The sequence below is a fragment of the Virgibacillus ainsalahensis genome (assembly GCF_055380755.1).
Genome location: NZ_AP043943.1, coordinates 64,006 through 84,032, shown reverse-complemented (window position 1 = coordinate 84,032; position 20,027 = coordinate 64,006). Strand labels below are relative to the sequence as shown.

Genomic DNA, 20,027 nt, shown 5'->3' with positions numbered 1-20,027 from the left:
TAGTTTTTTTAATAGAATATAAAGAAGTCCTTGTAGCAAAAGGCCAAAATCCATACTTATGCAGCAAGAAAATTGTATGCTTTCTTCACTGCTATAATATTACTGAAAATACTATTTCCTAATAGGATTCCATTTTCTCTATCATTCTATGCACAACTGGATGAATTCATGCTCAGCTAAACCATTCAAATAGAAAAAATTTCACTTCCGCTTCATCCTCTTCCTCTTCCACTTCTTCCTCCAGGCTTTCACTCTCTGCAGCTGCGGCTACACTAGTGCCATTGGAAAAGTCCAGAAAACATAGTGGTGGGAAAAGCACGCACCACCAATTGTCACCTTTGCCCTCACCAATTGTAATTAAAACTGCTTCATATTCACCTGCCGGGTACAGGAAAGAACCATATAACTTTGTCGGAAACGTGATGTCTGATCCATATTCAACCTCGAAATCATCTACTGTATCATTCTCCTTTAAAACATCTGCAACAATGGTTTCGACTTCCGGAATGCGTGATTCAATCAGCTCTCTCGCTTCATCAATGTCTGTTATTTCTGCAACCCATTCGGTAATTTCCTCATTCACCCTATCACGCACTTCGCGTTTCAATGCCTGATCTGCTTCACTATCACTATTAGCAAGGATGCGCAACCGGATTGCATCATCCGGAATGACTTCATAATCCAATTCGTCTTCTTTTTCCCCACTTACTTCATTTACAGGTAAACTCAAGAATATAATAAATAATATAAATGCAAAAAATACTAGTTTCTTCATTAAGAATTCCCCCTTGAACTGATTCATGTAAGATCAGTATGGGCAGGTCTAAATGATTTTAAACTAGTATTCTAGTAATTTGCTATTTTATTTTTGCTGTGACAATCCGGTCTTTTTTATTGATATCCTGAATGATACCAACTTCACTTGTGGGATAAGCATTTTTCACGTGTGCACATACTGCTTCTCCCTGTTGATGACCAATCTCAAATACGAGAAGACTACCCGATTTCACTGCTTGCTTTGATTGTATGATTATATTTTTATAGGCAGCGAGTCCATCTTCATCTGCAAATAATGCAAGTTTCGGATCAAAATTTTTCACTGTATCAGAAAGCAGGGATTCATCTGCTTTCGCAATATACGGCGGATTCGAGACGATGATATCTGCATGCAGGTTCTTATCCATAAATGGTTGCAGGAAATCCCCCTGTAAAAAAGAAACATCTGCCTTGTGAAGGGCCGCATTTTCATGGGCAATTTCCAATGCCTTTTTGGAAATATCTGTCGCATAAACGGTTGCATCCGGTAATTCCAACGCAAGTGTGATAGCAATTACACCGCTTCCTGTGCCGACATCAATGATGGTCGGATGCTTTTGCTTTTTGGCTTTTTGAATGACATGCCAGACAAGCTCTTCGGTTTCCGGTCTTGGAATAAGAACATGTTCATTGACCAGGAAGTTACGACCATAGAACATTTCATTTCCAGTAAGGTGCTGGACGGGGATGCCGGTTTCTGCATGTTTTCGGATGTCTGATTTCAATTTTTCCACAACTGTTTCCGGAACGACATCCCGCATCATCGCGAAAAATGTTGACCGGGATACATTTAAATGATGCTGCAGGAGGATTTCCGCAACTTTCGGCTCTCGATTATGGTCCTCTAAAAAAAGAGAAGCCCACTGAAGGACTTCATATTGTTTTGTATGCATATTATTCACCAATTTGCTCGAGCTTTTTCGTTTGTTCTTCAATCTGTAAGGCATCGATGAATTCATCCAGTTTACCCTGCAGAATCTGATCAAGCTTTTGGATGGTCAACCCAATGCGGTGATCGGTCACACGGTTTTGCGGGAAGTTATAGGTGCGGATTCGTTCCGAACGATCCCCTGTACCTACCGCTGATTTCCTGGATTCATCATATTCCGCCTGTGCTTCCTGTTGATATTTATCATAAATACGGGCACGGAGCACCTTCATTGCTTTTTCTTTGTTTTTAATCTGAGATTTTTCATCCTGTATGGATACAATAATCCCAGTCGGCTCATGTGTCAGACGAACTGCTGACATCGTTGTGTTTACACTTTGGCCACCCGGTCCACTGGAAGCAAATGTATCTACACGGATATCTTTTTCATTAATGTCCACTTCTACATCTTCCGCTTCCGGCAAAATAGCTACCGTCGCAGTTGACGTGTGAATACGCCCGCCGGATTCCGTTTCCGGTACACGCTGCACGCGGTGTGCACCATTTTCGTATTTTAATTTTGAATACGCACCGGTACCACTAATCATGAAAATAATTTCTTTATATCCGCCCACCCCTGTAGAGCTTGCTTCCATTACTTCCGTCTTCCAGCCAAGGGATTCTGCATAACGGGAATACATGCGATACAGGTCACCTGCAAATAAAGCTGCCTCATCGCCACCTGCTGCACCGCGAATTTCCATAAATACGTTTTTATCATCATTCTTGTCTTTTGGAAGTAGCAGGATTTTCAACTTCTCTTCCATTTCCTCTTCAGCCTGTTTAAGTTCGGAAATTTCCGCTTTCACCATGTCCTCCATCTCATCATCCAGGCTGTCTTCCAACATTTTTTTCGCATCCGTTAATTGTGTTGTAGTCTCTTTATATTCACGATAGGCCTGAACTACATCTTCTAAGTCAGACTGTTCCTTCGAATATTCACGTAGTTTATCTGTATCACTTATAATTTCAGGATCACTCAGCATTTCATTTAACTTATCATAACGTTTTTCCAATGATTGCAAACGATCTAACATCACGGTCACCTCTTTTTTGATTAACAGTCTAATTATATTATACTGATAGGGTAAGGTCAAAGTTAATTTGAGTGGATGTTCGCTGTGGTTATTTGGAGTAGGGCTTATCACTTCGATGTGGAGTTTTGAGAAACATCGAATGAATCCGGCTTAACATCGACCTTGACTTGGGTGATATCACCTTTTTCTTGTATAGCATCGCCCTTGACTTTGGCGGCATCAACCTTTTCTTGCTTAACATCGACCTCGAACTTGGCGACATCGACCTTTTCTAGATAAACATCAACCCCGAACCTGGCGACATCGCCTGTTTCTCGATTAACATCAACCTCGAAACAGGCCGCATCGACCTTTTCTCGCTTAACATCGCCCCCGAACCATGCAACATCGCCTTTTTCTCGATTAACATCGACCCCGAACCTGGCGACATCAACCTTAACTTGCTTAACATCGACCTCGAAACATGCAACATCAACCTTTTCCTGCTTAACATCACCCCTGACCCAGGCGACATCGCCTTTTTCCTGCTAAACTTCTACCCCGTCCCAAGCGACATCAACCTTTTCTCACTAAACATCGCCCTCGGCCCATGCAACATCCACCCTCCCAGCTCATAAAAAAAGCACCCCATATGGGCGCTTTTTTATTTCATAACTTTCAACGAAATGTTTTCTAATTTACTGCCTGGTTTGTTTGGTACTTCATGGTGGTGACGGCATCTTGGTTCATAGGATTCAGAAGCACCGACCTGGATGATTGGATCGTCATAGGATGCAGGTTTGCCATCAATTAAACGCTGGGTGCGGCTGGCAGGCGATGCACATATTGGGCAAATTGCGTTAAGTTTTGTCATGGATTCACATAAAGCCATAAGCTTCGGCATCGGTCCGAATGGCTCCCCGCGAAAATCAGTATCCAGACCAGCGATGATTACCCGGATACCTTGATTTGCCAATTCCTCTGCTACCTCTACCAGTTTCTCATCAAAAAATTGGGCTTCATCAATTCCGACGATATCCACATCCCAGTTCATATCATGCAAAATGTCATGAGAACTGTTTACCGGACGGGCTACCGTGGATGTTCCATTATGGGAGACAACAGTTTCCCCATCATATCTATTGTCAATAGCGGGTTTATATACGCGAATAGATAAATTACCGTATGTTGCCCGGCGAACACGGCGAATCAGTTCTTCTGATTTTCCGGAAAACATGCTGCCACAAATTACTTCTATCCAACCGCTTTGTTTCATCACATACATTCTGGGTTCTCCCTCTCCATTTGGTGTTCATTATTATTGATACATATTCAGTAGTTTACCACTACTCGTGGCATTTCTAACCTGGTTTTATTAGAAAACTTGACTTTTGCCAATGGTTTATTGTCCGCAAAGTAAAGAGACAGGCAAAATATAGACATTTTGCCTGTCTCTTTTTTTATGAAATATGCGAAAGTCAACCCGTTTGGCATTTTACAGTCTCTTGCTTCTGCAGTCACACCTGAACGGTCGGCTCCACTTTTATTTCATATTATATTTTTTCTTGAATCGGTCTACACGTCCACCGACTTTGTCTGCTTTTTGCTTACCTGTGTAGAACGGGTGTGAATCTGAGCTGATTTCAACACGGATCAATGGGTATGTGTTCCCATCTTCCCATTCAATCGTTTCTTCTGAGGATTGTGTTGAACCAGTTAAGAATTTAAAGTCAGAGCTAGTATCAAGAAATACTACTTTTCTGTACTCCGGATGAATTGCTTTTTTCATGTCTTTCCACTCCTTTTTGCCCTGAATCCTTTGGAAGCAGAGTTATTGTAAGAGATGTCATAGGTTTGGGTACCTTATCTAAACTCACATAGAAAGATTATAACAGTCTCCCCGTTTGATTGCAATAGCGTGGAAACATTTAATTCCTGCCCTATCGCTTCATTCCTTTACGCTTCATCTCATCATCCATCAATTGGAAAAATTCCTCGTTCGTTTTCGATGCTTTTAACCGCTTGAGGAAACGCTCGAGAAAATCTGGTGAATCTTGCATTGTTTTACGAATTGCCCACATTTTGTCGAGTTGATTTTTTTCAACAAGCAATTCTTCTTTTCGCGTACTTGACCGGAGAATATCAATTGCAGGGAAAATTCGGCGTTCTGCCAAATTGCGATCCAAGTGCAGTTCCATATTTCCTGTACCTTTAAATTCCTCGTAGATGACATCATCCATACGGGACCCTGTATCTACTAATGCAGTTGCCAGAATGGTAAAACTGCCACCTTCTTCAATGTTTCTCGCGGCGCCGAAGAACCGTTTTGGACGATGGAAAGCCGCCGGATCAATACCACCGGAAAGCGTTCGACCGCTTGGAGGTATGACCAGATTATACGCACGTGCAAGCCGTGTAATACTATCCATCAGTACAATGACATCCCGTTTATGTTCCACTAACCGCATGGCACGTTCCAACACCAGTTCCGAGACTTTGATATGGCTTTCCGGAACTTCATCAAAAGTGGAGCTGACGACATCCACATCAGATGATACAGAGCGTTCGATATCAGTAACTTCCTCCGGGCGTTCGTCAACCAATAAGATAATCAGTTTTGCCTGCGGATGATTTTTTGAGATACTGTTAGCAATTTCTTTTAACAACATGGTCTTACCAGCTTTTGGTGGTGCAACGATTAAACCGCGTTGTCCAAACCCGACTGGTGTCATTAAATCCATAATCCGGGAAGAAAGTTTTGCATTTTCATTCTCAAGATGCATCATCCGATCCGGATATAGTGCAGTTAAAGCAGGAAAATGAACACGATCTTTTGATGAATCCGGGTCTTCGTCATTCACCGCATCCACATGCAGTAATCCGTAATAGCGCTCATTTTCCTTTGGAGGCCGGACTTTCCCCGATACCTTATCCCCATTTCTCAAATCAAATCTGCGAATCTGTGAGGCTGAAATATAGATATCCTCTGCACTCGGAGAATAATTAATTGGTCTCAGAAAACCAAAACCTTCCGATGGGATTATTTCCAAAACCCCGTCCATAAACAGATATCCGTCTTTTTCTGCCTGTGCTTTCAGAATTGCAAAAATGAGTTCTTTTTTTGTTAATTTTGCGTAATATGATACTTTGTATTCTTTTGCCAAAGCATATATTTCTTTTAATGTTAATGTCTCTAAATGAGAGATTGTTAATGCAGCCATTAAATCACCACGCCTATTCAGTTTCTATTTTGTAAAATATACTTTTCATGCTTTCCACTTCGGTTGGAAGGTCTGTCCTTGAAGAGATGAAGGTTTGTCAGAAGCAAAGTCAGAAGTCCGTTTATTTTTAGTAAACTTGACAAGTACCCGAGTCTTGGATGCAGATAATTGCCTTATTTGAACTGATATTCAAAACATTTAATTTTTCCTGTGACAGATATGTTGTTGGCTAAACTCCACCCTATCTGTGTTAACACTTATGTATATTAATGATAGCCAAGGAAAACTTGTATTAAACATATACCATATATTACTCTTTTGAAAGGCAATATTCAACTCTATTTTTATTTTTTACTAGAATATCTTTAGAAATCCGGGCTTTTACGAAGTACTGACAGTAAAAGCTTCCGTTATAGTTTATACTTTTCTATGAAAACAACTGTTATTAGAACGGGAAAAATTATTCAATATAACCACCACGAATCAAGATTTTACCTTTTTCTGGTTGGCTCGTTTCGTATTGCTATTTAACGTCGCACTTGATATAAAAGACGACGTAACTGCTATGTCGATTTCCGCTGCGGACCGTTGCTTTCCGCGGGCACGGCTTCAGCCTCCTCGAGAAACCCACTCTGCGGGGTCTTCAGCTCGTGCTGTTCCCGCTGGAGTCAACGGTCCTCCGCTTCAATCAACCATCTTAAAAGTGCATAACTATACGTGACTTAAATCAAACAATAAATGCGATAATTTGCAGTGCACAATCCAGCGAAGGAAATATACGGAGACTCCTGCGGGAACAGTGGCCAGAGTGAGACCCCGCAGAACGGAGTTCGAGGAGGCTCACGGGTCACCCGCGGAAAGCGTAGTGTATTTCCGTAGCGGTTAAAAAGCTCCAACCTTCATTTCAAGTTATGTCGCATTTTATATCTTTTGTGTCAAAAGTAACATATCGATGTGTCGCGTAATCGCAGTCCCAATCTTTTAGATAACAGCCTTCTGGGTAAATTAGCTGATTTATTAGAGATGGTGAAGACATGCTCTTAACCACTTAATGGAAAAGGAAGCCAGGCATAAGAATGGCTTCCCTTTCCGATTAAATTTTATGGCTCTATGACCAGGTTAGGCTTTTTCTGCAGGCTGTGTTTACCGTCTATAAAACGGACGGTACCACTTTTTGCCCGCATAACAACTGTCTCCGTTGTTGCCCTCGTTCCCTTAAATTGGACACCTTTTAATAACTCGCCGTCTGTAATTCCTGTTGCAGCAAAAATTGCATCGTCCCCACTGCAAAAGTCATCCATGTAAAATACTTTTTCCAGATCGTCAATTCCCATTTGTATACAGCGATCTCTTTCCACATCATTTGCTGGAATAAGCTTTCCCTGGATTTCCCCACCAAGGCATTTTAAAGCCGCCGCTGCCAATACTCCCTCAGGTGCACCACCTGTCCCGAGCAAAATATCCACACCAGTACCATCAAATGCAGTGTTCATTGCCGCTGCCACATCGCCGGCCGGAATCAATTTAATTCTTGCCCCTGTTGCACGAATTTCTTCGATTAATTTCGAATGACGCGGACGATCTAAAACCGTTGCAACCACATCTTCAATATCCTTACCTTTTGCCTCGGCAACTGCTCTTAGATTTTCACGTGTGGAAGCATTGATATCGACTTTGCCAACTGCTTCAGGTCCTACTGCAATTTTTTCCATATACATATCTGGCGCATGCAAAAGCGTACCTTTATCTGCAATAGCAATTACAGAAAGCGCATTCCAGGACCCTTGTGCAACAATATCTGTTCCTTCTACAGGGTCAACTGCTACATCAACTCCTGGACCAGAGCCTGTCCCGAGCTCCTCACCAATATACAGCATTGGTGCTTCATCTCTTTCACCTTCTCCAATTACTACAGTTCCTTCCATCGGCACCGTATTAAAAACGTCCCGCATCGCTGTTGTCGCAGCGTCATCTGCCTCTTCCTTTTTCCCTCTGCCCATCCAGCGGGCTGACTTTAAGGCTGCAGCTTCCGTCACACGAACAATTTCCATTGATAAACTTCTCTCCATATTTAACCTCTCCCTTGTTTTCAATCATATTTCCTCATCCCAAAAGGAATATTTATATCGAATAACAGGGAAATCTGGTAGCGATTAATTAGAGCAGGGACTCTCATTTACGCCTTGTGCTTGTTTTTAAGAATTTTGAAATTCCACGACTTCCTGCTCTGTCATCTCTTCGCGCCAAATATTTGCACCGAGGCTTGTCAATTTCTCTGTAATTTTTTCATAACCTCTATCAATATGGTCGAGTCCCGTAATCTCCGTAATTCCGTCCGCCATCAATCCGGCAACAATTAGGGAAGCTCCTGCACGCAGATCGGAAGCCTTTACTTTAGCACCTTCCAGTTGGACAGGTCCGGACACAATGGCTGATCCGCCTTCTACTTTTATGTTTGCATTCATCCGCCTTAATTCATCAATATGCTTCAGACGCGCAGCATAGATTGTATCTGTAATTACCCCTGTATTCACTGCTTTTGTTAATAATGATGTGAAAGGCTGCTGCAGATCTGTTGGAAACCCGGGGTACACAAGTGTTTTGACATCTACACTTTTCAACGGATTTCTCGGTGTGATTAGCAATTGTTCATCGCTTTCTTCTATGGATACGCCCATTTCTCTCAATTTGGCCAGTAATGATTCCAGATGTTGGGAAATGACATTATCGACGATAACTTCCTTCCCTTGGGCTGCAGCTGCAATCGTATATGTTCCCGCTTCGATACGATCAGGTATAATCGTGTGATTACAACCATTTAGGGAAGGAACACCTTCAATTCGGATAACGTCTGTGCCCACACCTTTAATTTTTGCTCCCATGCTTGTTAAAAGTGTTGCCACATCAATGATTTCTGGTTCCTTGGCAGCGTTTTCAATGACTGTTTTTCCTTTAGCCTTTACTGCTGCAAGCATGATATTGATTGTCGCACCAACACTGACAACATCTAGGTAAATTCTGGCACCTCTCAACTCTTTTGCACGCAAATAGATCGCGCCCTGTTCATTCGTCACTTCGGCACCAAGTGCTTCAAATCCTTTAATGTGCTGATCAATTGGCCGAGGTCCTAAGAAACAGCCTCCTGGAAGACCAATCACAGCTTTATTGAATTTCCCAAGCATTGCCCCCATAAAATAATAGGAAGCACGAAGCTTCTTCACTTTCCCATTAGGCAGTGGCATCGCAATCATATTCGATGGGTCGATGCTTACCGTTTGGTTTGGTCCCCATTCTACAGTACCACCAATCTCCTCCAATAAATCTCCGAGTGTATATACATCAGAAATATCCGGGAGGTCATCAATGGTTACATTAGAATCTGCTAATATGGCTGCAGGCAGTAAAGCTACAGCACTGTTTTTTGCACCACTGATTCGAACCTTGCCATTCAATGGATGGCCACCTTCAACTAACATTTTTTGCATTTAGAAAACCCCACTTTTCCGGGTTGCTCAAATATTATTTGAACACACACATCTTTGAAGTTATTTATAATCAGCTCCGGTTTAGAAAACCGGAGCCTATAATATTATCCAGCTTCATGGGCGAGCGACTCGAGTCATAGGCAATATTTCTTGTCTATGATATTCGTCGCAGGTCCATCCCATTCAGCCTTTAATGTTACTATCTGCAGTTTTTCCAGTTTTATGCAATTATTTTTGTTTGTTCCAATCTGCCAGGAATTTTTCGATTCCCTGGTCGGTTAGTGGATGTTTCACAAGTTTTTCCAATACATTGTAAGGGATTGTAGCAATATGTGCTCCATTCAACGCAGCATCCGTAACATGTAGTGGATGTCTGATGGATGCAGCAATAATTTCCGATTTGATACCATGACGGTCAAACATTTCTGCTATTGTTGCAATCAAATCCATGCCATTTTGACCGATATCATCCAAGCGGCCTAAGAATGGTGATACATATGAAGCACCGGCCCGTGCTGCGAGAAGCGCCTGGTTTGCATTAAAAATCAGTGTTACATTCGTTTTGATATTTAACTCACTTAATGCTTTAACTGCTTTTAACCCTTCCAGTGTCATCGGAACTTTCACTGTAATATTTGGAGCAATTGCAGCAAGTTCCTTTCCTTCACTGATCATTCCTTCCGCATCCTCGGAAATAACCTCAGCACTGACAGAACCTGAAACTTCTGCCGTAATTTCAGTTAAACGGTCATGAAAGGATACGCCTTCCTTTGCCACTAGGCTTGGATTTGTGGTTACCCCGGATAAAATACCAAGTGCATTTGCTGAACGTATATCGTCAATATTCGCTGTATCGATAAAAAATTTCATTGCATATTCCCCCTTGTAAATGTTATAGCCTAATTAAATTAAGCTTTTTGTGAAGACCCGAATTCACGCATTTTACCTATAACTGTTTCTTTAATTGCTTCTGTTCCTGGTCCCAAGTATTTACGTGGATCATAAAGGTCAGGTTTTTCTGCTAATACTTCACGTACGCGTTTTGCCTGTGCCATTTGGTTTTCCGTATTTACATTGATTTTCGCTGTACCCAGAGATACTGCATGCTGGATGTCTTTTGTCGGAATGCCTGTCCCGCCATGAAGTACAAGCGGCAATACGATTGTATCGTGAATTTCTTTCATTTCTTTAAATCCAAGGTTTGGTTCACCTTTATAAGGACCATGCACAGAACCAAGTGCAGGAGCCAAACAATCAATGCCGGTACGGTTAACAAGTTCCAGGCATTCCTTAGGATCTGCATAGATTACGCCTTCAGCTACTACGTCATCTTCTTGTCCGCCAACAGTACCCAGTTCTGCTTCTACAGAAACACCATGGATATGTGCTAATTCTACTACCTTGCTGGTTGTAGCAATGTTTTCTTCAATGGGATCATGAGATGCGTCAATCATTACGGAAGTGAACCCTGCATGAATGGCTTCTGCACATTTTTCAAAGCTTGAACCGTGATCCAGGTGAATGGCCACAGGCACTGTAGTACCATAAGCTTCCATTAGGGATTCCACCAATGTCACGATTACTTTAAAGCCACCCATATACCTCCCTGCACCTTCAGATACACCAAGAATAACCGGTGATTTCTCCTCTTCAGCTGCCTGAAGAATGGCTTGTATATACTCTAGGTTATTTATATTGAATTGACCTACCGCATAACCATTTTTCCTTCCTTGTTCAAGCATTTCTTTCATAGATACTAATGGCATCTTATATCCTCCTCTTAGATGACTCGTTCATCTTCCTGAATAAATTTAAACACATTATAAGAATACCAACTTCCATCCAATGTCGCAACTGAAGCTTGAAATTTATCCGAAAATTACTTTGACCTCTTCTATAAATCCACTTATATCAAATGGCTTGCCTATAACAGCTTTCACATTATTGTATTGCTGTAGTTCTTGATCGATCGTTTCTACCAGTCCGCTTATTACAATAACGGGGAGCTTCATTTTATTCTCTTCCAGCTTCTGCAGGACCTCCGAACCGTCCAGAACAGGGAGTTTGTAATCTATAATGAGTAAATCAAACGTATTTGAATTTGCATAATCCACAGCTTCTTTCCCTGTTGAAGCTGTAGTTATGTGATACCCTTCATTTGATAGAAGGTCTGTTAATAGTAAGCGGATACCGGGCTGATCATCCACCACTAATATCTCTTTCCCCATAGACCTTTCCCCTTCCCCTGAAGACACAATAATTTCTCCAACACTATATGTAGTTTCTATACAAGTTTAGGATTCTCCTGCCAAAACAGAAAAAAAGTCCCCGAATAAGCGAATCTTGCTGTCGAAGCAATTTTCTTATTCAGGGACTTCTAATCCTTAAACTGTATTCTATAAGAGCATGTTGATTTCCGCTCCGGGCAGTCGCTTTCCGCGGGCAACGCTTCAGCCTCCTCGGAAGAAAACCACTTCCTGTGGGGTCTTCAGCTGTTGCTTTTCCCGCAGGAGTCGACTACCCACCGCTCCAATCAACCACCGTAAAAGTGCAAGCCCTTGTTGGAATGAATCAAGCAATAAATACTTTTTAAAGTTGAAAAGCACAATACCAGCGAAGGAAATATACGGAGACGCCTGTTCAGAATAGTGGCCAAAGTGAGACCCCACAGAACGGAATTCGAGGAGGTTCACGGGTCACCCTAAGGTGCGCGTAGTGTATTTCAGTCGCGTATAATCGCACCAACCATAATTTCATGTTACGCCGCATTTATATCAACAGCATTAAAGCGCAACAAAATTTACAAAAAGTGCCATGATTAATCATTAATCATTAATTGTTTTCCTGATAGTCTACGGAAGCACCGATAAACCCTTTGAATAGAGGCTGTGGTCTGGTTGGCCTTGATGTGAACTCCGGATGGAATTGACTTGCCACAAACCATGGATGGTCCGCTAATTCAATGGTTTCCACCAGTCTTCCATCAGGACTGGTACCTGAGAACAGGAAGCCGTTTTCTATCATTTGTTCACGGTAGTCATTGTTAAATTCATAACGGTGGCGGTGACGTTCTTCAATCATATCTGCATCATCATATACTGCTTTTATTTTCGTGCCGTCCTGCAATCTACATGGATAGATGCCAAGTCTTAATGTTCCTCCTATGTCAGAAATATGCTTTTGTTCCGGAAGCAAATCAATGATAGGGTGAGGTGTTTGTGGATTGATTTCTGCTGAATGTGCACCTTCTAACCCTAGCACATTGCGGGCAAATTCTACTGTCGCAAGCTGCATCCCCAAGCATATACCTAGAAATGGAATATTGTTTTCCCGGGCGTAACGAATTGCTTCGATTTTTCCATCGATTCCGCGATCACCAAATCCTCCAGGCACGAGAATTCCATCTACGTGATTTAATTCTTTTTGAATAGTCGCTTCATCCAATTTCTCGGAGTTAATCCAATGAATCTTAATATCTGCATCATACGCAAAACCTGCGTGCTTCAGTGCTTCCGCTACGGAAAGGTATGCATCCGGGAGTTCAACGTACTTCCCAACAAGTCCAATATCCACTTTTTTGGAAAGGTTGCGTACTTTGTCCACCAGTGCTTTCCATTCCTCCATTTCTGACACGCCACAGTCCAGACCGAAATGATCACATGTCAGCTGATCGAGGTTTTGTTCCTGTAGCGAAATAGGAACTTGATAAAGTGTATCTGCATCAAGCATTTCAATTACTGCATGCTCATTAATATCACAGAATAAGGCAATTTTTTCTTTCATTTCTTTACTGATTGCATGTTCTGTACGTAAAACAATCGTATCCGGCTGTATGCCAAGAGAACGTAATTCTTTCACACTATGTTGGGTAGGCTTTGTTTTCATTTCACCTGCTGCTTTAATATATGGAACAAGTGTACAATGAATGTACATTACACTATCTCTGCCAACATCGCTTTTAATTTGCCGAATCGCTTCAAGGAATGGAAGTGACTCAATATCACCAACAGTTCCACCGATTTCTGTGATAACCACATCTGCCTTTGTCGCCTCACCTGCGCGGAAGACCTGTTCTTTAATTTCATTGGTAATATGTGGGATTACCTGAACTGTACCACCCAAATAATCACCGCGGCGTTCTTTACGAATGACACTGGAATATACTTTTCCTGTTGTAATATTGCTGTATTTATTCAAGTTATTATCAATAAAACGTTCATAATGCCCTAAATCCAAATCCGTTTCTGCGCCATCTTCTGTAACAAAAACTTCTCCATGCTGATATGGACTCATTGTCCCAGGGTCCACATTGATATAAGGATCAAACTTTTGAAGCGTCACTTTCAATCCTCGGTTTTTCAATAAACGACCAAGTGAAGCAGCAGTAATTCCTTTTCCCAATGAGGAAACAACGCCGCCTGTCACAAATATATATTTTGTCACTTTTCATCCCTCTTTCTTCACTTATGCTCTGTTAATTTTATCAACTTATACTATGAAAATAATAAAAGCGCCTCCCCATTTGTTTGGGGAAACGCTTTGGTAAATTTGAATTAAAGAGCCCAAGTAGAATTGTACTTATACGGCTAAAAAAAGTCAAGCTGCCCTTTATTTATGATCGAGTCAAGTATTTGTGGGAGATTTTTAAAGTCCCTTATTTTATATGGTTTTAGCTCCAATTTTGGTAGCGATTTCAGTTTTATATCTCTCCGTCCGTTAACACTTTTTTACTTTTTTAAATTCCTCGCAACCCTTTTAAAGCAGCTGTAACTGGTTTTCCAAGAGCCTGTTTTAAATAACCCAAGTTGTTCCGAGTTGCTTCTGCAGCGCTATCCTTCAGCTTCTCTACAAAGTGTTTAGGTGGCTTTTCTTCTTTGTTTTCCTGTGTTAATTCCTGCGTCTGATCAAGTATTCCATGTAGCGTCTTAATCTCCAGTTTATCTTTCAAAGCGACCATGATATCAATGAATTTATCAAGTCCTTTATTACTCCAACTACGCCCATTTTTAAGCCGTCTAGCGAAAAAACTCATTGTACCTTCTGCACTTCCCATTGGACGGAATCCTGTTGTGTCTATGCCTTTTCCTTTTAATTTTTCACGGTAATCTCCCAGTGCTTCCGGATATTGGGAAAGCTGCGCTATTAACGCTTCCAATCGCTCTTCTTTCTTTTCATTATCAAGCGTCCCCACAGCGCTATTTAACTCCACCATGAAACCTTCCCAGTCATATTTTGCTAGCTTCTTTCGGATGGAACGATACCTGGAATGATCCCGAAATAAACGCTGCACATCCCGGGCAACATGAAAACGATCAATGACAAAAGTTGCGTTGTGCTGGAAATAATCCCGGCAGGCTGTAATCCACTTCGCTCCATCACCGTTAATAACGAGATGGTGCTTGGTTGGATCATACTCGAAAGTCGTCATTAAATACTGTTCAAATTCCTCCCAAAACGGGAGTTTCCCTTCATGAATGAAATGGCGCTTTTCAACTAGCTTTGCTCGCTTGCCATTCATTTCCCAGCCCTGGTGCACACTGGCAATCTTGATTTCCCTACCTTTTTTGTTTTTCTCCTGACTTTTTGTGTAAAGCCCGTCAACCTCCACAAATACAACATCATTTTCAAGTGGTACTGATTCTTCCGGAACTACCTCCGTATTCAAAAGCTGTTGGCGTATACCTTCATGACTGATTACAGGGTAGCCCAAAAGCTTCTCCATGGCTTTACCAGCCTGTCGATAGGAAACACCTGTCACAGCTAGTTCAATAGCTAAATCCTGCACCACTGGACTCATACCCTTCGTACCATCAAAAGCCAAATATTGGTCCAGTAAATAGACGTACTTTCCAGTTTTTTTATCCTTATAGTAATTTCTTTTCAGTTCCACCTGACCAAAAACAGATTCGAACTTTAATGTTCTTTTATCCTTTAAATAAAATCTTTGCTTATCTCTTCCTAAAGCAATCGCCTCATCTAATTCCTTAAGGGTTTTTGCCATCAGCTGAGAAAAACTTTCCTGTAAAGCACGGTATGTAATTTGTTCTAATTCTTTCATTGTTAGCGTAGATATGATATCTTTCATTTGAGGACCTCTTTCTATAGTTGTTGTTGTCGAAGACTTAACTATATAAAAGAAGGTCCTTTTTTTCATTCAAAATGCTTTTCAACTACTATCGCGCTCCGCTTGCTGGCCTCATTTTTGGTGTTGAAGTCTTACGACTTCAACACCAAAAACGAGGTATATGTTCTCCCATAAACATTTTACTCTAACTTTATTTATTTTTTTCATCATCCAATACTTCTTCTTCATCCAGCTCTGCATCTGGCTCCTCTTCTTCTTCGCCCAGTTCTTTTACCTCTTCGTAATCATCCACCATTTCTTCAATGTCTTCATCGACAATGTCCAACTCTTCCTCTTCCGGTGGCAATTCTTTTTTCTTTTTTGGTGCAGCTTTCTTTTTCTTCTTTTTCTTTGGAGCATCAGCTACTTCTTCATCCATCTGTTCCACTGGATACCAGCGTTTCAGTCCCCAAAGATTGGAACCGACCGTCATAAACCGGCCGTCCACATTCATGTCCGTATAAAACTGTGCAATGTTTGCTTCCTTATCTGCATCCGAATAGTCTTTGTGCTCAGCGACCTTTGAAAAGAGATCATGGAAATTCATTGCTTTTTTTTCATTCCATAAAATGGCACTTGTCAATTCAAGCATTGGCATCGATTTAAGTTCTTCATGGCTGTATTCCTTTAAGCTCACGGTAAAGCACTCCCTTTACTGATATATTTAAGGCTTTCATGCCTGATCATTCATATCCTCATATTCAAATTTGTTATGGTATAAATCATACCTTACATTATAAACCAATTTCAAGGCTTTATGCCAGAGAAAGGAAATTGAAAACGAAGGCTCTACCGGGAAAGCCTTCGTTTTACATGTGAAATCTGCCTAATCAGCCACTTCCGCTTTTCTGACCAGTCGCCTGCGCTTTTCTTCCTGTCTAGCTTTCCGGGCTAGCGACTCGTGACGTAAGCAATGAACACTCGGGCCTGCAGGATGCAGGTCATGCCGGCGTTGGCATAGGACGTGCCGGTTTTAGTCGGCCTTCCTCTATCCATGCACCACGTACTCTGCGGTTCCTTGCTTATGCGTCCGTTTCTGACCAGTCGCCTGCGCTTTTCTTCCTGTCTAGCTCCGGCTCCTAGAAACTGCCGTCATAAGCAATGAACACTCCAAGTGCGAAAAAACACGCACTTTGCGGTTCCTTGCTTATGCGTCCGTTTCTGACCAGTCGCCTGCGCTTTTCTTCCTACATATTCCTTCTGTATTGTCCGCCTACTTCGTAGAGTGCGTTTGTGATTTGGCCGAGGCTGGCTGTTTTGACGGTTTCCATTAGTTCTGCAAAGATGTTTCCATTCGATGCAGCAACTTGTTTTAAGCGATTAAGTGCTTCTTCTATCTTGTCTGCATTTACTTCCTGGAATTTATGCAGTTCACTGATTTGATGTTCCTTTTCCTCTTTCGATGACCTTGCCAGTTCCATCGAGTCAATGTCCTCTTCATTTGGAGGTGTTGGGTTCATGTATGTGTTCACCCCAACAATTGGTAACTCTCCGGAATGTTTTTTCCCTTCATAGTAAAGGGACTCTTCCTGAATTTTACCGCGCTGGTATTGGCGTTCCATAGCACCAAGCACCCCGCCACGGTCATTCATTTTTTCAAATTCCTGCAGGACGGCTTCCTCCACCAGGTCTGTCAGTTCATCAACAATAAATGATCCTTGCAGGGAGTTTTCATTTTTCACCAGACCAAATTCCTTATTGATAATCATCTGAATGGCCATCGCACGTCGGACGGATTCCTCTGTCGGTGTTGTGATAGCCTCATCATAGGAGTTCGTATGCAGGGAATTCGTGTTATCCTGAATGGCCAGAAGTGCCTGTAATGTCGTACGTATATCATTGAACTGAATTTCCTGTGCATGCAGGGATCGTCCTGAAGTCTGGACATGGTATTTCAGTTTCTGGCTGCGTTCATTTGCACCATATTTATCACGCATCGTCACTGCCCAAATGCGTCTTGCTACCCGGCCGATCACGGTATATTCCGGATCTAGTCCGTTTGAGAAGAAGAACGACAGGTTTTGGGCGAATTTATTTACATCCATCCCTCTGCTCAAATAATACTCCACATAGGTGAATCCGTTTGCCAGTGTAAAGGCAAGTTGCGTAATCGGATTCGCCCCCGCTTCAGCAATATGGTAGCCGGAGATGGATACAGAATAGTAATTTCGTACATTTTTATCGATAAAATATTGCTGAATATCACCCATCATGCGCAATGCAAATTCCGTAGAGAAGATGCATGTGTTTTGCCCCTGATCCTCTTTTAAAATATCCGCCTGGACGGTTCCCCTTACAACCGCTATCGTTTCATCTTTCATTTTTTCATATTCTCCGACACTCGGTTCGCGGCCATTTTCTTCCTTGAACCTGGTCAGTTGCTGATCGATTGCTGTATTGAAAAACATCGCCAGAATAATTGGTGCCGGTCCATTGATCGTCATGGAAACCGATGTGTTGGGACTTGTCAGGTCGAATCCGTCATACAGTTTCTTCATGTCTTCCAATGTACAAATGTTTACACCACTTTCCCCAACCTTCCCGTAAATATCCGGGCGTGGCGCAGGGTCCTCTCCATACAATGTAACAGAGTCGAATGCAGTGGAAAGCCGTTTTGCATCTTCATCTTTTGATAAATAGTGAAACCGTCGATTTGTGCGTTCTGGGGTTCCTTCTCCCGCAAACTGACGGGTAGGGTCCTCTCCTTTTCGTTTGAATGGAAAAACGCCTGCTGTAAATGGGAATGCACCCGGCACATTTTCCTTTAACAGCCAGGTGAGGCGTTCACCCCAGTCTTCGAATTTGGGAAAAGCTACTTTCGGAATCTTTGTTCCAGATATAGATTCTGTCATAATATCCATATTAATTTCTTTATCACGTATAGTAAAAGTCATTTCATCCTGGCTGTAGCGCTCTTTCGTTTCATCCCATGCATCAAGCAGCTTTTTTGCTTTTAGTTCGAGCTGTTCGTTATATTGCTCAATTGTTTGGTCAATTGTTTCTGCCGCATGTTCATCACTAATTGCCTCTTTCGCACCTTCCAGCTGATACAGCTTTCTTGCAATGGCACTCTGGTTCTTAGTGTTTTCATGATAGCCGCGTACATGCTGGGCAATTTCCCGCAAATAATGCCGTCGTTCATTCGTAATGATCATATTCTGCTTTTCAGCAATGATATTACGATCAAAGCCAATCTCGTTTTCCCAGGCAAATTTTTCATTTAGTGTATCGACAAGTGAGGCAAATAATGCATTGGTACCGGCATCATTAAACTGGCTGGCAATCGTTCCAAACACCGGAAATTTCTCCTTATCCTGATGAAACAGCATATGACTACGTTCATATTGTTTTCGAACCTGATTCAGGGCATCCTCCGAGCCTTTTTGCTCAAATTTATTGATGACAATGAAATCAGCAAAATCAATCATATCAATTTTTTCCAGCTGTGATGGTGCACCGAATTCAGCTGTCATGACATACATGGATAAGTTCGTCACATCCGTAATCGCCGCATTTCCCTGCCCGATACCACTCGTTTCCACAATAATGAAATCATAGCCCGAAGCACGGACAACATCAATTACGTCCTGAATCGCTTTAGATAATTCATCTCGTGAATCACGGGTAGCCAGGGAACGCATATAGACACGATCTGTAAAAATCGCATTCATACGGATACGGTCCCCGAGCAATGCACCACCTGTTTTCCTTTTCGTTGGATCGATCGAGATAATCGCTACTTTTTTGTCAGGAATTTCATTGATAAATCTCCGAATCAACTCATCCGTTAGCGAACTCTTCCCAGCTCCCCCGGTTCCGGTAATGCCAAGCACTGGTGTATCCTTGTTTCCTTTTTCCTGCAATGTCTTTAAGACGGTTTCCTTTTCATCTGATGCAACTTCATCATTTTCCATGTACGTAATAAATTTGGCGATTGCCCTGCGTTCACCTTTGAGAAGCTGTGCCTGATCTTTTTCTACATCTATTGATGGAATAAAGTCACATTTTTCAAGGATACGGTTGATCATGCCCTGCAATCCGTATTTCCTACCATCTTCCGGGGAAAATATCCACGTGACCCCGTAATCATGAAGTTCCTTGATCTCTCGTGGCAAGATGGTACCGCCACCTCCGCCAACGATCTTAATATGTTCTGCTCCAAACTCCTTTAATAAATCTACCATATATTTAAAATATTCGACATGTCCGCCCTGGTAAGAGGAGATAGCGATTCCCTGCACATCCTCCTGAATTGCTGCATGGACGACTTCTTCCACTGAGCGGTTATGTCCTAAATGAATCACCTCTGCTCCACTCGCCTGCATGATTCTGCGCATAATATTAATAGAGGCATCATGCCCATCAAAAAGACTCGAAGCTGTTACAAAACGGACCGGATTCTTCGGCCGGTAAATATCAACCTTCTCCATCTTTACA

At 42.0% G+C, this 20,027-nt stretch carries 16 protein-coding genes; all 16 read right to left on the bottom strand.

The genetic code is table 11. The annotated features are described in order from the left end of the window. Nucleotides 1–172: 172 nt before the first annotated feature. On the bottom strand, nt 173–775 hold the full coding sequence (spoIIR, locus tag ACZ427_RS00380) for a stage II sporulation protein R (protein ID WP_461176772.1): 603 nt from the start codon (nt 773–775) through the stop codon (nt 173–175). A gap of 82 nt (nt 776–857) precedes the next feature. After that, nucleotides 858–1,709: a peptide chain release factor N(5)-glutamine methyltransferase gene (gene prmC / locus ACZ427_RS00375; protein ID WP_461176771.1), complete on the bottom strand. Its 852-nt coding sequence runs from the start codon at nt 1,707–1,709 to the stop codon at nt 858–860. Between the two features lies 1 nt (nt 1,710). After that, complete coding sequence (gene prfA / locus ACZ427_RS00370; RefSeq protein ID WP_461176770.1) at nt 1,711–2,781, bottom strand: peptide chain release factor 1; 1,071 nt, start codon at nt 2,779–2,781, stop codon at nt 1,711–1,713. A gap of 271 nt (nt 2,782–3,052) precedes the next feature. Beyond that, complete coding sequence (locus ACZ427_RS00365; RefSeq protein ID WP_464883490.1) at nt 3,053–3,253, bottom strand: hypothetical protein; 201 nt, start codon at nt 3,251–3,253, stop codon at nt 3,053–3,055. 171 nt (nt 3,254–3,424) lie between these two features. Then, nucleotides 3,425–4,045 carry a thymidine kinase gene (locus ACZ427_RS00360; protein WP_461176768.1) on the bottom strand — a complete coding sequence of 207 codons (621 nt, stop codon included), beginning with the start codon at nt 4,043–4,045 and terminating at the stop codon, nt 3,425–3,427. A 258-nt stretch (nt 4,046–4,303) separates the two neighbouring features. Continuing rightward, the gene (locus tag ACZ427_RS00355) at nt 4,304–4,549 is read right to left on the bottom strand and encodes a type B 50S ribosomal protein L31 (protein ID WP_461176767.1); all 246 of its coding nucleotides are present in this window, start codon (nt 4,547–4,549) and stop codon (nt 4,304–4,306) included. Nucleotides 4,550–4,700: 151 nt separating this feature from the next. Further along, a complete protein-coding gene (rho, locus tag ACZ427_RS00350; RefSeq protein WP_461176766.1) occupies nt 4,701–5,981 on the bottom strand; it encodes a transcription termination factor Rho in 1,281 nt (426 codons plus the stop codon). A 1,100-nt stretch (nt 5,982–7,081) separates the two neighbouring features. After that, entirely contained in the window at nt 7,082–8,050 is a 969-nt protein-coding gene (gene glpX, locus ACZ427_RS00345) for a class II fructose-bisphosphatase (protein WP_461176765.1), read from the bottom strand. A gap of 126 nt (nt 8,051–8,176) precedes the next feature. Further along, nucleotides 8,177–9,466 (bottom strand): UDP-N-acetylglucosamine 1-carboxyvinyltransferase, encoded by a 1,290-nt coding sequence (locus ACZ427_RS00340; RefSeq protein ID WP_461176764.1) that lies wholly within the window; start codon nt 9,464–9,466, stop codon nt 8,177–8,179. A 228-nt stretch (nt 9,467–9,694) separates the two neighbouring features. Next, a complete protein-coding gene (gene fsa, locus ACZ427_RS00335) occupies nt 9,695–10,336 on the bottom strand; it encodes a fructose-6-phosphate aldolase (protein ID WP_461176763.1) in 642 nt (213 codons plus the stop codon). A 38-nt stretch (nt 10,337–10,374) separates the two neighbouring features. Further along, nucleotides 10,375–11,232: a class II fructose-bisphosphate aldolase gene (locus ACZ427_RS00330; RefSeq protein ID WP_461176762.1), complete on the bottom strand. Its 858-nt coding sequence runs from the start codon at nt 11,230–11,232 to the stop codon at nt 10,375–10,377. Between the two features lie 102 nt (nt 11,233–11,334). Beyond that, on the bottom strand, nt 11,335–11,694 hold the full coding sequence (locus ACZ427_RS00325; protein ID WP_461176761.1) for a response regulator: 360 nt from the start codon (nt 11,692–11,694) through the stop codon (nt 11,335–11,337). 604 nt (nt 11,695–12,298) lie between these two features. Beyond that, the gene (locus ACZ427_RS00320) at nt 12,299–13,909 is read right to left on the bottom strand and encodes a CTP synthase (RefSeq protein WP_461176760.1); all 1,611 of its coding nucleotides are present in this window, start codon (nt 13,907–13,909) and stop codon (nt 12,299–12,301) included. Between the two features lie 292 nt (nt 13,910–14,201). Beyond that, nucleotides 14,202–15,551 (bottom strand): ISLre2 family transposase, encoded by a 1,350-nt coding sequence (locus ACZ427_RS00315; RefSeq protein ID WP_461180035.1) that lies wholly within the window; start codon nt 15,549–15,551, stop codon nt 14,202–14,204. 190 nt (nt 15,552–15,741) lie between these two features. After that, entirely contained in the window at nt 15,742–16,227 is a 486-nt protein-coding gene (rpoE, locus tag ACZ427_RS00310) for a DNA-directed RNA polymerase subunit delta (RefSeq protein WP_461177183.1), read from the bottom strand. 550 nt (nt 16,228–16,777) lie between these two features. Beyond that, entirely contained in the window at nt 16,778–20,020 is a 3,243-nt protein-coding gene (icmF, locus tag ACZ427_RS00305) for a fused isobutyryl-CoA mutase/GTPase IcmF (protein ID WP_461177184.1), read from the bottom strand. Nucleotides 20,021–20,027: the final 7 nt, after the last annotated feature.